The following is a 14,661-nucleotide window of genomic DNA, read 5'->3' as shown; positions in this document are numbered from 1 at the left end:
GGCTGGGGTTGTCCTATGACTTCATCGAGCGGCACCGCGACACGGTGCCGTGGACCCTGTCCGTGGTCGTGCGGCGGGCATGGACGGGGGAGGGGAGCCGGCTGGACGTCAGCCTCGACGTCACGGTGCCCCTCAACATGCTCTTGGGTACTCCCGGGGAATCCCGGGTCTCAGGCGACCGGACGGTGTCCCGCCGGCACGCCACGGCGCGCTTCCGCGCACGCGCCGCGTCTTCGCTGTTCCAGAGGGAAGCCCCTCATATTATGGAGGTTCCATGAACTTCGAGTTGACCGACATCCAGCGTGAAATCCAGCGGATGACCCGCGAGTTCGCGGCCAAGGAGCTCATCCCCAACGCCCGCAAGTGGGACGAGCACCACGCCTGGCCGACCGACGCGGTGAAGAAGCTCGCCGAGCTGTCCCTGCTGGGCGTGGCCGTTCCCGAGCAGCACGGCGGCGCCGGGCTGGACAACGTCTGTTACGCCATCGCCATGGAGGAGATCAGCCGCGGCTGCGCCTCCACCGGCGTCATCATGAGCGTGAACAACTCCCTCTACTGCGATCCGATCATGAAGTTCGGCACGGACGCGCAGAAGGAGCAGTTCCTGGCGCCCTTCGCCCGGGGCGAGAAGCTGGGCTGCTTCGGCCTCACCGAGCCCGAGGCCGGCAGCGACGCCGCCGCGCAGAAGACGGTCGCCGTGCGCAAGGGTGACGAGTACGTCATCAACGGCTCGAAGAACTGGATCACCAACGGCCCCAAGGCCGACGCCATCGTCCTGATGACCATGACGAACCGGGAGGCCGGCCACAAGGGCATCACCGCGTTCATGGTCCCCACGGACACCCCGGGGTTCATCCGCGCCGAGCCGGACAAGAAGATGGGCATCAGCGCCGCCTGGTCCTGCTCCATGTTCTTCGAGGACATGCGCGTGCCGGCCAAGTACATGCTCGGCAAGGAAGGCGAGGGCTTCAAGATCGCCATGAGCACGCTGGACGGCGGCCGTATCGGCATCGCGTCGCAGGCGCTGGGCATCGCGCGCGCGGCCTACGAGGAGGCGGTGCGCTACTCCGGTGAGCGCAAGTCCTTCGGCAAGCCCATCCGCGAGCACCAGGCCATCCAGTTCATGATCGCCGACATGGCCACGGAGATCGACGCGGCCCGGCTGCTCGTGTGGCGGGCGGCCCTGCAGAAGGACAAGGGCGTGCGCCACAGCGCGGAGAGCGCCATGGCCAAGCTGTACGCCAGCGAGATGGCCAGCCGCGTGGCGAACAAGGCCCTGCAGGTGCACGGCGGCATGGGCTACAGCAAGGAGATGGACGTGGAGCGCCACGTGCGCGACGCGCGCATCACCGAAATCTACGAAGGGACGAGCGAGATCCAGCGCATCGTCATCGCCGCCAACCTGCTGAGGGAGTAACCGTCATGACCCGAGCGCTTCTCTCCGCAGTCGTCCTGGCCTCGGCGGTGGCGCTCGCGCAGGGCGCCGCCCCCACGAAGGCGCCCACCGGCGGCAAGCCCGCCGCCGCGACGCCGGCCCCCGCCAAGCGCGACGGGCCGGACATCGAGCGCATGCCCTTCACGCCCGACTCCGTCCGCCAGGTCGTCCAGCACCACCAGCGCCGCATCCAGGAGTGCTACGAGGACTACATGGCGGAGAAGGACCGGACGGTGGAGGGGAAGCTGATGACGACCTTCACCATCGACGCCAACGGCCTGGTGAAGGACGCCCGGGTGGTGAAGAAGACCAGCACGCTGAAGGACCCGAGCCTGCACGACTGCGTCCAGGCCGTCCTGTCGTCCATGACCTTCCCGAAGCCCCCGGACGGCGCGGACCACCCCATCGAATATCCGTTCAACCTCAAGGCCATCGAGTAGGACTACCGCCGTGAACCTCGAGCTCACCGAGACGCAGACCCTCATCCGTGACACCGCTCGCAAGTTCGCCCGCGAGCGCGTGGCACCGCAGGCCCGATCGCTGGACCGCGAGGAGCGCTTTCCCACGGACCTCTTCCGGGAGTTGGGGGAGATGGGCCTGCTGGGGGTGAACCTCCCAGCGCGCTACGGCGGCTCGGAGGCCGGCGTGGTGTCCTACGCGCTGGCGATGATGGAGCTGGCCGCGGCCGACGCATCCACGTCCGTGGCCATGGCCGTCACCAACATGTGCGGCGAGCTCATCAACGCGTTCGGCACCGACGCGCAGCGCGAGAAGTACGTGACGCGGCTGGCGTCCGGCGAGGCCGTCGCGGGCTCGTTCGCGCTGTCCGAGCCTCACGCGGGCTCCGACCCGGGCGCGCTGCGCACCACCGCGGTGCGGCGCGGGGACACGTGGGTCCTCAACGGCAGCAAGCAGTGGATCACCTCCGGCGCGCATGCGGGGGTGCTGGTGGTGTGGGCGCGCACGTCCCCCGCCGGCAACAAGGGCTTGTCGTGCTTCATCGTCGAAGGTGGGACGAAGGGGCTGATCATCGGCAAGCACGAGGACAAGATGGGCCTGCGCTCCTCGAACACGGTGCCCCTCACGTTCGAGGACTGCGAGATTCCGGCGGAGAACCTGCTGGGCGCCGAAGGGCAGGGGTTCAAGCTGGCCATGGTGGCCCTGGACGGCGGGCGCATTGGCATCGCGGCGCAGGCCTGCGGGGTGGGCCGCGCGGCGCTCGAGGCGACCGTGGCCTACGTGAAGGACCGCCAGGCGTTCGGCCAGGCCATTGGCGACTTTCAGGGCCCGCGCTTCATGCTCGCGGACATGAAGGTGCAGTTGGAGGCGGCGGAGCTGCTGACGCTGCGCGCCGCGTCGATGAAGGAGCAGGGCCAGCCGTTCTCCCGCGAGGCCTCCATGGCGAAGCTCTTCGCGAGCGAGATGAGCAACAAGCTGGCCGACAAGGCCGTACAGCTCCACGGCGGCTACGGCTACATCGACGAGTTCCCGGTGGAGCGGTACTTCCGCGACGCCCGCGCGCAGACCATCTACGAAGGCACCAGCGAGGTGCAGCGGATGGTGATTGCCCGCGAGAGCTTCAAGCTGAACGGCTGAGCGCGGCCCTGGAATATCAGGGCCTTGGCCGCCTGTTCGGGCCTCGGGCCAGGGACAGACGCACTCCGGGACAGGGCTGCACGGCAGGGCAGGCGTTCTTAACTAGGTGCCAGGAACAGCACAGGCGGCACGAGCTCGCTTGACTACCGGAATCACCGGTGTCTAGGTTGCGCGGCTTCCATCAAATCAAGTCCTCAATGAGGAGGACGCACGTCCCGGCCCGCTGCTCCCCGCAGGCCGCTACGGAAAAACCACCATCAGGGGGCAGTTGTACCGGTTTCAAAGGACTTCCATTTCATGCAGCAGAACGTGAACCAGCAGGTCGGGATGGACGGCGGCGACGAAGACTTTGCCGCAATGTTCGAGGCCTCGCTCAAGGAGCGCGGTGGTGACGGGATCCTGAAGGAAGGGGAGATCGTCAAGGGCACCGTGGTCCAGGTGACGAAGGACTTCGCGATTGTCGACATCGGCTACAAGTCCGAGGGACAGGTCCCGATCTCCGAGTTCACCAATCCTCGCGGAGAGGTCTCGGTTCAGGCCGGTGACCCCGTCGAGGTCCTCCTGGAGAGCCGCGAGAACGACACCGGCATGGTCGTCCTCTCCAAGGAGAAGGCCGACAAGATGCGCATCTGGGACGAGATCAGCGCCGCGTGTGAGCGCGATGAGATCGTCAAGGGCACCATCGTCGGTCGCGTGAAGGGCGGCCTGTCCGTCGACATCGGCGTGAAGGCGTTCCTGCCCGGCTCGCAGGTCGACATCCGCCCCGTGCGGAACCTTGACCAGTACATCTCGAAGGAATTCGAGTTCAAGGTCATCAAGTTCAACAAGAAGCGCGGCAACATCGTGCTTTCCCGCCGCGTCCTCCTCGAGAAGCAGCGCGAGGAGATGAAGAAGGAGACCCTCAAGAACCTCAAGGAGGGTGCCGTCCTCAAGGGCGTGGTCAAGAACCTCACCGACTACGGTGCGTTCATCGACCTGGGCGGTATCGACGGTCTGCTCCACATCACGGACATGTCGTGGGGCCGCATCGGTCACCCGAGCGAGATGTTCAACGTGGGTGACGAGGTCCGCGTCGTCGTCCTCAAGTTCGACCCGACGCAGGAGCGCGTCAGCCTGGGCCTGAAGCAGATCCAGGAGGACCCGTGGCACCGCGCCGACGAGAAGTACCCGGTCGGCACCCGCGTGCGCGGCAAGGTCGTGTCCATCACGGACTACGGCGCGTTCATCGAGATCGAGCAGGGCGTCGAGGGTCTGGTGCACGTGTCCGAGATGTCCTGGACCAAGCGCCTCAAGCACCCGTCCAAGATCCTGGAGGTCGGCCAGGAGGTGGAGGCCGTCGTCCTGGACATCGATCCGAAGGCCAAGCGCATCGCGCTGGGCATGAAGCAGATCGAGCAGAACCCCTGGACGCTGCTCGAGGACAAGTACCCGATCGGCTCCGTCATCAAGGGTCAGATCCGCAACGTCACCGACTTCGGCGTGTTCGTCGGCGTCGAGGAGGGCGTGGACGGCCTGGTGCACGTCTCCGACATCTCCTGGACGGTGCGCATCAAGCACCCGGGCGAGATGTTCAAGAAGGGCGACGAGGTCGAGGCGGTGGTGCTCAACATCGACGTCGAGAACGAGCGCTTCAGCCTGGGCATCAAGCAGCTCCAGCCGGACCCCTGGGAGACGCTGTCCGAGCGCCTGCCCGTGGGCAGCCGCGTGAAGGGCAAGGTCACCAAGGTCACCGACTTCGGCGCGTTCGTGGAGATCGAGCCGGGCATCGAGGGCCTCGTCCACGTCTCCGAGCTGAAGGAGGAGCGTGTCGAGAACCCGCGTGACGTGGTGCAGGAGGCGCAGGATGTCGAGGTGAAGATCATCGACATCAACACCCCGGACCGGAAGGTCGCGCTGTCGATGAAGGCGCTGATCGGCGAGGGCGAGGACTACCGCGAGTACCTCCGCAAGCAGGCGGAAGGCTCGAAGGCGCGCCTCGGCGACGTGATGGCGAGCAAGTTGAAGAAGTAGTCTTCAGCCGCACGCGCCAGCACGGCGAGACGGCCGGGTTCCCGAGAGGGGGCCCGGCCGTTGCCGTTCCGGGGCATCCCCGTCCCGGTGCGGGCTCGCGCCGTTGGGACGGCTTTGACTTGGAGTCAGGCGGGGCGCTAAGCAGGGCCCTACGCGTATCGGGGCCGAGCGCGTGGGGGACAATCCATGGTTGCTCGTTCTTTGTGCCGGGGCCTCTGCTCCGGATTGGCCTATGCGCTCACGTTGAGTGCGGTGTTCGCGTGTTCGGGTGGACCCCCCCCGGACCCCTCTGCGTCCCAGCCCCCGGGCTCGGCGCGCATCGAGGTCTCCGTCGCGCAGTTCACGCAGGGAGAGGCGGGACATTTCCGGTGCATCGCCGAGGATCCGGACGGTGACGCGCTGCTCTACGTGTTCGACTGGGGGCGCGCGCGGGCCGAAGTCGGGATGACGCCCCGCGTTCCCAGCGGCACGGCCGGCGACGTGTCGCCCACCTTCCAGGCCGTGGGGGAGTTCACGGCCCGCTGCCGCGCCGTTGATACGCACGGGCAGTTGGGGGCGTGGTCCGAGCAGGTGCCCTTCCATGTTCAACGGCCGCCGCCGCCGGACGACGGGAAGCGGGAGTTCAAGGTGGAGCTCTTCGGCCAGGGGCGCGTGACGAGCACGCCCAGCGGAATCGATTGCCCCACCACGTGCAGCGCGCGCTTCGACGTGGGAACCCATGTGTCTCTGTCGGTGGAGCCGCAGCCTGGCTGGCGCTTCGCGGGAATGCTCCGCTGCGGTACCGAGGCCGCGCCCGGCGTCTTCCAGGTCGAGCACAACCGCCACTGTGGTGCGGGGTTTGCCCGTCTGGAGGCGCATGCCGCGGAGTGGCGCCAGACGGGGGCCTATCACCCCACCGACGCGACGTGGGGCCCCGAGGGTTGGCTGCTCGCCGTGTTGGACCGGAGGAGCGCGGGGGGCCGTCTGCGCATCTGGAATGCGGGCCTCGGGCATGTCGCCCGCGTGCTCCGCATGGACGCCGTCGACATGCGCTCGGTGTCCTGGGGGCCGCGGTATGAGGACCTGGCCGTGGGGCTCGAGGACGGGCGGTTGGGCCTGATTGATCCGGCGACCGAGGCGTTCCGCCAGACGTGGAGCGCCCATGAGGGGCCGGTGGTGGGGGTGACCTGGTCCGCGCAAGGAGACGAGCTGGCCAGCGTCAGCAACCTGGGGGAGGGCGGCGCGGAGGTGCGCTTCTGGTCCGCGTCCACGGGGGCGGAGCGCCGCACGCCCTTGCGGACGGCTCGCACGGTTCGGCGCATCCACTGGAGCCCGGATGGCGCGAGGATCGCGCTCGAGGTGCAGGGCGAACAGGTGGAGATCCACACGTTGGATCCCTGGGTGCAAGTCCAGGAAGTGGTCAACGCGGATGGCTTCGCCTGGAGCCCCGAGGGTGAGCGCTACGCGGTGGGGAGCTACCGGAATGTCCGCGTATACGACTCGGTGACCCATGCGCTCCAGGCCTCGTGGTTCGGTTCGTGGAGCACGTCGTCCCGCATGGACTGGAGCCCGACGGAGGACTGGCTCGTCCTGGTGGACGCGCTCCACTCGCTGACGGTCTTGAACGTCACCACCGGCGTGGTGGTGGCGGAAGGCTCCGAGGTGCCACGCAACCCGCTGAGCGCGCTGGGCTACAGCGCCGTGCGCTTCCACCCGCGACAGGCGTCATTCGTGGCGGTGGAGAGCGAGCCCGCGTCGGTGTCCATCTTCAGCGTGGACGCACCGCAAGCACGGCTGTCGCGCAACGAGTTGTTGGCGCACACGTCGGAGGTGGCCGCCACGGCGTGGAGTCCCGCAGGGGACCGGCTCGCTTCCGCGGGGCACGACGGCAAGGTCCGGCTCTGGGAGCCGACGGGCCGGGCCATGGCCACCCTGGACGGACATGACGGCAACCAGGTCCGTTCGCTGGCCTGGAACGCCAGCGGCACGCGGCTCGCGTCGGGAGGAACGGATGGACGCATCTGCCTCTGGGACGTCGAGCAGGGCCGCCTGGCACAACCGCCGATCCACCTGATGATGGGCCCCCGGGAGCGGCCCCTGGAGGTGGACCACGTCGCGTTGAGCCCGGATGGACGCACCCTGGCGAGCGTGGGCGCGACGGTGTTCCTCACCGGGAAGGGAACCAGCATCCAGGTCTGGGATGTCGCCTCGGGCGTGGAGTTGCTCCGAATCCCAGACACAGACGGCCCGGTCGTGGGGCTGGGATGGACGCCGGATGGAGCGTCGCTGATCATCGTCTATTCCCACGCGGCCTGGGATATCTGGAACCTCGCGTCCGGCGCGCTCCGACGCGTGGAGTCCGCCTGGGAGCTCCTGTCCACCGCGGTGCTCAGCCCGGATGGAACCCGGCTGGCCTGTAGCGACAGGCGCGGGGTGTCCGTGCTGGACGTGGCGACGGGCGCTGTCATCGCGGAGACCCCCACCTGGACCACCCAGCTTGCCCTCGCGTGGCACCCGGCCGGCGCCTCCTTCGCCGGCGGCGGCACGCAGCGGCTCGTCTTCCAGTGGCAGGTCCTGGAGACCGGACATCTCTCGCACAGCGTCCTGGGCGCTCACGACGGCATGGTCCTGGGCGCCTCGTGGCGCGGAGATGGCGCGGTCGTCACCACGAGCGGAGCGGACATGTCGCTGGTCACCTGGCACGCCCCGTAGGAACCGTCCGACCGGTCGGGCGGGCAGGGGTGTGGGGCCCGAGACGCCAGCCCTCGTGACTTCACACGGTTACGAGAGCTGGCGCGCTGCGTCGTGCACAGTGGACTCTCCCCGTCGTGTGGCGAGCAACGATGCTTGAACTCGGTGAAGTGGCCGGTGATAAGGGCCACCGACGCTGTTATCGAAGGTCATCCGCACATCCTCAAGAGGAGGCAGTTTTCATGGCTCGTGACGTCGTCATCGTGGGCGCGGCCCGTACCCCCATTGGTGCCTTTCAAGGCGCGCTCGCCAAGCTGACGGCCCCTCAGCTGGGCGCGATCGCGATCAAGGCGGCGCTGGAGCGCGCGGGCGTGAAGCCTGACGCCGTGCAGGAAGTCATCATGGGCTGCGTGCTCACCGCCGGCGTGGGCCAGGCGCCCGCCCGCCAGGCGGCCATCTTCGCCGGCCTGCCCGAGACGGTCCCCGCCACCACGCTCAACAAGGTCTGTGGCTCCGGCCTCAAGGCCGTCAGCGCGGGCGCGCAGGCCATTGCCCTGGGTGAGGCGGACGTCGTCGTCGTGGGCGGCATGGAGTCCATGAGCAACTCGCCCTACATCAGCCACACGATGCGTGGCGGCGCGCGCATGGGCAACGTGGAGTTCAAGGACGCGATGATCCACGACGGCCTCTGGGACGTGTACGGCAACGTCCACATGGGCATCTGCGCCGAGGCGTGCGCCACGTCGCAGGACATCAGCCGCTCGCAGCAGGACGAGTACGCGCTGGAGTCCACGCGCCGCGCCATCCAGTCCCAGAAGGAGGGCCTGTTCAAGGCGGAGATCGTCCCGGTCCAGATTCCCGGCAAGAAGCCGGAGGACGTCGTCACCGTCTCCGACGACGAGGGGCCCCGCAACGCGAAGCCGGAGAAGATTCCGGGCCTGAAGCCGGTGTTCAAGAAGGACGGCACGGTGACGGCCGCCAACGCGTCCTCCATCAACGACGGCGCCGCGGCGCTGGTGCTGATGAGCGAGGAGCGCGCGAAGGCCGAGGGCCGCGCCATCCTGGGCCGCATCACGGGCTACGCGCAGGCGGCGCGCAAGCCGGAGGAGTTCACCATCGCGCCCACGGACGCCATCAACAAGCTGCTGACCCAGAAGGGTGTCAGCGCGGGTGACGTGGACCTCTGGGAGATCAACGAGGCGTTCGCGGTGGTGTCCATCGCGAACAACCGGCTGCTCGGCCTGGACGTGTCGAAGGTGAACGTGCGCGGCGGCGCGGTGGCGCTGGGCCACCCGATTGGCGCTTCCGGCGCGCGCGTGCTGGTGACGCTGCTGCAGACGATGAAGGACCTGGACAAGAAGCGCGGCGTCGCGTCGCTCTGCATCGGCGGCGGCGAGGGCATCGCGCTGATGGTGGAGCGCTGAACTTCCTCTCCCGATAGGGGAGGGGCACGGGGTGTGGGCCTGACAAGGGCCTTCACCCCGTTCGCACGTGCGGGAGGGCGGATGAACAAGGTCTACGCGAACGCGGACGAGGCGGTCGCCGACATCCCAGACGGCTGCACGCTCATGAGCGGCGGCTTCGGGCTGTGCGGCAACCCGGAGAATCTCATCGAGGCACTTCACCGGAAGAACGTGAAGGACCTCACCATCATCTCCAACAACTGCGGCACCACCGAGCTGGGGCTCGGCATCCTGCTTCAGAACAAGCAGGTGAAGAAGATGGTGTCCAGCTACGTGGGAGAGAACAAGGAGTTCGAGCGGCAGTTCCTCTCCGGCGAGCTGGAGGTGGAGCTGACGCCGCAGGGCACCCTGGCCGAGCGCATCCGCGCGGGCGGCTGCGGCATTGGCGGCTTCTTCACCCCGACGGGCGCCGGCACCCAGGTGGCCGAAGGGAAGGAGACGCGCGTCATCGACGGGCGGCTGCACGTGCTGGAGACGCCGCTGAAGGCGGACTTCGCCATCGTCCGCGCGTGGAAGGCGGACCGCTGGGGCAACCTGGTGTTCCGCAAGACGGCGCGGAACTTCTCCCCGATGATGTGCATGGCGGCCAAGGTCACCATCGTCGAGGCGGAGCACATCGTGGAGCCCGGTGAGCTGGACCCGGACCTGGTGCACATCCCGAGCATCTTCGTGAAGCGCATCATCCAGGCGAAGAACCTCCAGAAGTGGATCGAGCGGCGCACCGTCCGCAAGTCGGCCTGAGGAGCCCAGCCATGCCACTGACTCGTGAACAGATTGCACAGCGCATCGCCCAGGAGCTGCGGGACGGCTTCTACGTCAACCTGGGAATCGGCATGCCCACCCTGGTGGCCAACTACATCCCGCCGGGCATGGACATCGTGCTCCAGTCGGAGAACGGCCTGCTGGGCATTGGCCCCTGGCCCGTGGAAGGCCAGGAGGACCCCGACCTCATCAACGCCGGCAAGGAGACGGTGACGGCGGTGCCCGGCGCCGCGTTCTTCGACTCGGCGCTGTCGTTCGGGATGATCCGCGGCGGCCACATCGACATGGCCGTGCTGGGCGCCATGGAGGTCAGCGAAGAAGGCGACCTGGCCAACTGGATGATCCCCGGGAAGATGATCAAGGGCATGGGCGGCGCCATGGACCTGGCCGTCGGTGCCCAGCGCATCTTCGTGGCCATGGAGCACGCCAACAAGGACGGCAAGCCCAAGATCCTCAAGAAGTGCTCGCTGCCGCTGACGGGCCTCAAGTGCATCCACCACATCGTCACGGACCACGCGTACATCGACGTGACGCCGCAGGGGCTCATCCTGCGCGAGGTGGCCCCCGGGGTGACGGTGGAGCAGGTGCAGAAGCTCACCGAGCCGAAGCTGACGGTGGCCCCCGACGTCCGTGAGATGAAAGTCTGAGCGTGTGGGGTTAAGGTGCACCGCCGCGGGCGTTGTACGAATCCCGCGGCGGAGCGCTTCCCATGGCAGACAGTCCCGACACCTCGACCCCTCATCCCCGCGCGCCCCGTCTGGAGTACGAGCTGCCGGTGGCCTACCGCAGCGTCTCTGGCTTCGTCACCGACTGGGCGGTGAACCTGTCGAAGGGGGGCCTGTACATCAACACCGACAAGCCGCTGTCCGTGGACACGGTGGTGCGCCTGCTGGTGACGCTGCCCGGCGCGCACTTCCCCGTGGAGCTGAAGGGGCGGGTGACGCGCACCAATGCCGTGGGCGTGCCTGCGCCCCAGTCCCCAGGGATGGCAGTGGAGTTCCTGGACGTCGATGAAGACAAGCGAACGCGTATCGAGGAGTTCGTGGAGCGCCTGCGCTCGGAGCTCCCGCCCGAATAGCGCCTGAAATGCTGCCGCTCCCTGAACTTCCCGTCCAACTGACTGTCGAACGCCTCGGCCAGCTCGGCGAAGGCGTGGCCTCCTGGCAGGGGCGCACCGTCTTCATCCCGGGGACCTTCCCGGGTGACACCGTGCGCGTCCACCTGGAGACGCATGGCCGCGTGCTGCGCGGAATCCTCCGGCAGGTGGTGTCTCCCGGCCCGGACCGGCGTGACGCGCCCTGCGTGTACGCGTCCGACTGCGGCGGCTGTGACTGGCTGGGGCTGGCCGAGCCCGCCCAGCGCACCGCGAAGCAGGAGATTGTCCTGTCGACGCTGGAGCACCTAGGCCACCTGGCTCGGGACAGCTTCACCGTGCGTCCGCTGCTGGTGGCGCCTCGCGACTGGGGCTACCGGCGCCGCGCGGTGCTGCATCCCGCGGGCAAGGGGGCGCTGGGCTACTTCGGCCGGCGCAGCCACGAGCGCGTGCCCGTGGAGCACTGCGGCGCGCTCACGCCCGTGCTCACGGCGCTCCCCGGGAAGCTGGCCCCGCTGCTCAAGCCCCTGGCGAAGGACACCGAGGAGGTGCTGCTGCTGGCGGAAGGGGACAAGGCGGCGTTCGCCGTGAAGCTCAGCGGCCCGGTGACGGCGCGCCACCTGGAGGCCGCCGAGGCGGCCGTGCGCGCCCTGCGGCTGGAGGGCGCGGTGCTGGTGCCGAAGGAGGGCTCGGCCCGGCTCCTGGGCAAGCCCGCGCTGCGCTCGTACTCACCGCTGCGGCCAGAAGTCCCCCTGTACCTGCGGCCGGATGCCTTCGCCCAGGCCCATGCCGAGGCCAACGTGGGGCTGGTGACCTCGGCGGTGTACGAGCTGGGCGCCCGGGAGTCCGACTCCGTGCTGGAGCTGTATTCGGGCAACGGCAACTTCACCTTCCCCCTGGCCGGAACCGCCGCGTCCGTGCTGGGCGTGGAGTCCTCCCCGGTGGGCGTGGAGCTGGCCCAGCGGAGCGCTCGAGAGGGCGGGGTGACGAACGTGCGCTTCATCCAGGGTGACGCCCGCAAGGTGTGCGACGGGCTGGTGGCCGAACAGCGCCGCTTCGACGTGTGCCTCGTGGACCCGCCGCGCGCGGGAGCCCCGGGCCTGGCGAAGTGGATGACGGCCCTGGGCGTGCGCCGCGTGGTGTACGTGGCGTGTGATCCGGCGTCCCTGGCTCGGGACGCCGCGGGCCTGGTCGCCGCGGGCTACAAGCCCCTGGCCCTCCAGGTGGTCGACATGTTCCCTCAGACGCATCACGTCGAGGCCGTGATGTCCTTCGAGCGGACGGCCTGAGCCGCGGCAACACGCACCATCAGTCTTTGTCGCGTTGAGCAGGCCGACGGGGGAGCGCGGCGGCGCTCACTCTGGGCACAAGCAGGAATAGTCTGCAATTCAGTAAATTTCAGTGATTACACCGCGTGTACCAGGGAGGCAGACGTCCGCTTGCTTCACGGCCGTGCATTCCCGATTGCGCGCGGGCCATCCCCGGACATGATGGTTGCGTGGATGCCCGCATCGTCGAGTTCGCCGAAGTCCTCCGCCAGAACGGTGTGCGTGTCAGTACGTCCGAGGTCCAGGACGCGCTGCGCGCCACGTCCGAGGTAGGCCTCCAGGACCGGAACCTGTTCCGTTCGGTGCTCCGCACCACGCTGGTGAAGCGCGAGCTGGACGTGGACACCTTCAACCGCGCCTTCGAGTTCTACTTCTCCGGCGCGGCGCGGACGTTCGAGGCCATCGACAAGTCGCTGGCGCAGCAGTTGGAGGAAGAGGGCTATCTGGAAGGCGACCTGCTGAAGATGGTCCTCATCCAGATGCACCAGCTCCTCCCGGAGATGTCCCCCCTGGCCCAGGCCGTGCTGACGGGAGACCGGGCCCGGCTGGCGCAGATCTTCCGGATGGCCTCGCTGCAGTTGGACTTGTCGCGGATGGAGAGCCCGCTCCAGGCCGGCTTCTTCTCCCGGCGCATGCTGGCGGCGGCCGGGGCGGACAAGGCCCGGAACGACATGAAGTCGCTGGAGGACGAGCTGCGGGCCCGGGGCCTCACGCCGGAAGGGGTGGAAATTGTCTCGCGCCACGTCGCCGCCGCGATGCGGAAGATCGAGGACGCCGCCCGCCAGGAAGTGAAGCGCCAGGCGGAGGCCCGCATCCGCCGCCGCACCGACACCGCCGCGGACAAGCCGCTGCACCTGCTCTCCCAGGCGGAGGTGGACCAGATGGAGTCCGCCGTCCGCACCCTGGCGGAGAAGCTGCGCAGCCGGCTCATCCGCAAGCAGCGCTCGCACCGCAAGGGCGCCCTCAACGTGCGGCGCACCCTGCGCCGGAACCTGCCGTGGGGCGGGGTGCCCATGGTGCCCCAGTTCCGCAGCCGCCGCCCGGAGCGCCCGGAGCTGGTGGTGCTCTGCGACGTGTCCGACTCCGTGCGGCAGGCCTCGCGGATGATGCTGCTGTTCATGCACACGATGCAGTCGCTCTTCGTCCGCGTGCGCTCGTTCGTCTTCGTGTCCGACGTGGGCGAGGTGACGCAGTACTTCAAGGACCTGGACGTGGACGCCGCCATCGACATGGCCACCGCGGGCAAGACGGTGTCCCTGAGCGCGAACTCCAACTACGGCCGCGCCCTGGCCGACTTCACCCGGGACCACCTGGGCAGCATCACCCGCCGCACCACCGTCATGGTGATTGGCGATGGGCGGAACAACTACAACGCGAACAACGCCTGGGCCCTCAAGGACCTGCGCCGCAAGGCCAAGCGGCTCTTGTGGATCTGCCCCGAAGAGCGTGGCAACTGGGGCATTGGCGACAGCGAGATGCTCACCTACGAGAAGCACTGTCACCAGGCCGTCGTCGTCACCTCCGTGTCGGACCTGGCCCGGATCGCCGACCAGCTCGTGCCCGCGTAGCACTCTATAGGGTAGCGAGGGGCGGTAAGAGGTGGTTCTGGCTACGCTGAGAGTGCCCGGGCTATCGCGCTCGTACGATGCCACTCAGCTTCAACTACGCCGCAGGCGACGGAAGTCTTTTACGCGCCAGTCTCACCGCGCTCGGACAGGGCGGCAGATCAACAAGCTCACCGACCATTGTCAAAATGAGTCAGGAGTGACTTCGCGGGTTGTGCCCTAAATTTAGGGCTGGCCCCTGCAAACGGACACGCCAAATCCGACTCTCGCCCGAGCCTGTGAAGGCAGAACGAAAGTTCGCCTGCGGGCTGAGGAAACGACTCAAGCGCAGCCAAGGAATATCGCACCACGACTTGTCTAGTCCCATCCTCCCGGCGTAATTTCCCACTGGCCAGATCGCACTACCCACGCACCGAGCCACGCTCTGGTTGTGTTACCAACCGTTCCCTGAAAGCAACGACGATCCTATGTTCCTCGAACGTATCTCCTTGACCAACTTCCGCTGCTTTGGTCCAGAGACTCGCACAATCAGCATGGCGCCCGGCTTGACTGCATTCGTTGGCGCGAATGGCTCTGGGAAAACTGCGGCCATGGGTGCGCTGCTCCGTCTATTCGGCGTTACATCCGAGCACCGACGCATTCGACGACAAGACTTTCACGTCCCCATCTCGGAGCTGGTCGCGCCGGCCGAGCGCAAGTTGGTGATTGAAGCATTTATTGCTTTTCCGGAGTTGGATGT

12 protein-coding genes and 1 pseudogene are annotated in these 14,661 nt (G+C 67.9%); all 13 read left to right on the top strand.

What is annotated here, in order from left to right; genetic code table 11:
* Window positions 1-278, top strand: a pseudogene (locus G4D87_RS19865) (hypothetical protein); the annotation flags it as partial.
* Window positions 275-1,417 (top strand): acyl-CoA dehydrogenase, encoded by a 1,143-nt coding sequence (locus G4D87_RS19860; RefSeq protein ID WP_163783637.1) that lies wholly within the window; start codon window positions 275-277, stop codon window positions 1,415-1,417. The pseudogene G4D87_RS19865 and the gene G4D87_RS19860, both read left to right, overlap by 4 nt.
* Before the next feature lie 5 nt (window positions 1,418-1,422).
* Window positions 1,423-1,875: an AgmX/PglI C-terminal domain-containing protein gene (locus G4D87_RS19855; RefSeq protein ID WP_163783636.1), complete on the top strand. Its 453-nt coding sequence runs from the start codon at window positions 1,423-1,425 to the stop codon at window positions 1,873-1,875.
* 10 nt (window positions 1,876-1,885) lie between these two features.
* Complete coding sequence (locus G4D87_RS19850; RefSeq protein ID WP_163783635.1) at window positions 1,886-3,031, top strand: acyl-CoA dehydrogenase family protein; 1,146 nt, start codon at window positions 1,886-1,888, stop codon at window positions 3,029-3,031.
* A gap of 297 nt (window positions 3,032-3,328) precedes the next feature.
* Entirely contained in the window at window positions 3,329-5,041 is a 1,713-nt protein-coding gene (locus tag G4D87_RS19845) for a 30S ribosomal protein S1 (RefSeq protein ID WP_002639616.1), read from the top strand.
* Between the two features lie 186 nt (window positions 5,042-5,227).
* Window positions 5,228-7,732, top strand: coding sequence for a WD40 repeat domain-containing protein (locus tag G4D87_RS19840; RefSeq protein WP_163783634.1), 2,505 nt, complete (start codon window positions 5,228-5,230; stop codon window positions 7,730-7,732).
* Window positions 7,733-7,953: 221 nt separating this feature from the next.
* Window positions 7,954-9,135 carry a thiolase family protein gene (locus tag G4D87_RS19835; RefSeq protein WP_163783633.1) on the top strand — a complete coding sequence of 394 codons (1,182 nt, stop codon included), beginning with the start codon at window positions 7,954-7,956 and terminating at the stop codon, window positions 9,133-9,135.
* 81 nt (window positions 9,136-9,216) lie between these two features.
* The gene (locus G4D87_RS19830) at window positions 9,217-9,915 is read left to right on the top strand and encodes a CoA transferase subunit A (protein WP_163783632.1); all 699 of its coding nucleotides are present in this window, start codon (window positions 9,217-9,219) and stop codon (window positions 9,913-9,915) included.
* Between the two features lie 11 nt (window positions 9,916-9,926).
* Window positions 9,927-10,583 carry a CoA transferase subunit B gene (locus G4D87_RS19825; RefSeq protein WP_163783631.1) on the top strand — a complete coding sequence of 219 codons (657 nt, stop codon included), beginning with the start codon at window positions 9,927-9,929 and terminating at the stop codon, window positions 10,581-10,583.
* A gap of 62 nt (window positions 10,584-10,645) precedes the next feature.
* Window positions 10,646-11,014 (top strand): TIGR02266 family protein, encoded by a 369-nt coding sequence (locus tag G4D87_RS19820; protein ID WP_176421113.1) that lies wholly within the window; start codon window positions 10,646-10,648, stop codon window positions 11,012-11,014.
* Between the two features lie 8 nt (window positions 11,015-11,022).
* Window positions 11,023-12,318: a class I SAM-dependent RNA methyltransferase gene (locus G4D87_RS19815; RefSeq protein ID WP_163783629.1), complete on the top strand. Its 1,296-nt coding sequence runs from the start codon at window positions 11,023-11,025 to the stop codon at window positions 12,316-12,318.
* Between the two features lie 209 nt (window positions 12,319-12,527).
* Window positions 12,528-13,925 (top strand): VWA domain-containing protein, encoded by a 1,398-nt coding sequence (locus G4D87_RS19810; RefSeq protein ID WP_163783628.1) that lies wholly within the window; start codon window positions 12,528-12,530, stop codon window positions 13,923-13,925.
* A gap of 464 nt (window positions 13,926-14,389) precedes the next feature.
* Window positions 14,390-14,661 (top strand): AAA family ATPase (locus G4D87_RS40270; protein ID WP_163783627.1); only part of this gene is annotated, 272 nt, incomplete at its 3' end.

This window comes from Myxococcus vastator (assembly GCF_010894475.1).
In the GTDB taxonomy this organism is placed as follows: domain Bacteria; phylum Myxococcota; class Myxococcia; order Myxococcales; family Myxococcaceae; genus Myxococcus; species Myxococcus vastator.
Note: the sequence above shows the minus strand (reverse complement) of the source record. Positions and strands in the feature narration are given on the sequence as shown.

Coding starts and splice junctions, on each gene's coding strand:
- G4D87_RS19860 (WP_163783637.1), top strand. CDS start 275: ATGAACTTCGAGTTGACCGACATCCAGCGTGAAATCCAGCGGATGACC.
- G4D87_RS19855 (WP_163783636.1), top strand. CDS start 1,423: ATGACCCGAGCGCTTCTCTCCGCAGTCGTCCTGGCCTCGGCGGTGGCG.
- G4D87_RS19845 (WP_002639616.1), top strand. CDS start 3,329: ATGCAGCAGAACGTGAACCAGCAGGTCGGGATGGACGGCGGCGACGAA.
- G4D87_RS19840 (WP_163783634.1), top strand. CDS start 5,228: ATGGTTGCTCGTTCTTTGTGCCGGGGCCTCTGCTCCGGATTGGCCTAT.
- G4D87_RS19835 (WP_163783633.1), top strand. CDS start 7,954: ATGGCTCGTGACGTCGTCATCGTGGGCGCGGCCCGTACCCCCATTGGT.
- G4D87_RS19830 (WP_163783632.1), top strand. CDS start 9,217: ATGAACAAGGTCTACGCGAACGCGGACGAGGCGGTCGCCGACATCCCA.
- G4D87_RS19825 (WP_163783631.1), top strand. CDS start 9,927: ATGCCACTGACTCGTGAACAGATTGCACAGCGCATCGCCCAGGAGCTG.
- G4D87_RS19820 (WP_176421113.1), top strand. CDS start 10,646: ATGGCAGACAGTCCCGACACCTCGACCCCTCATCCCCGCGCGCCCCGT.
- G4D87_RS19815 (WP_163783629.1), top strand. CDS start 11,023: ATGCTGCCGCTCCCTGAACTTCCCGTCCAACTGACTGTCGAACGCCTC.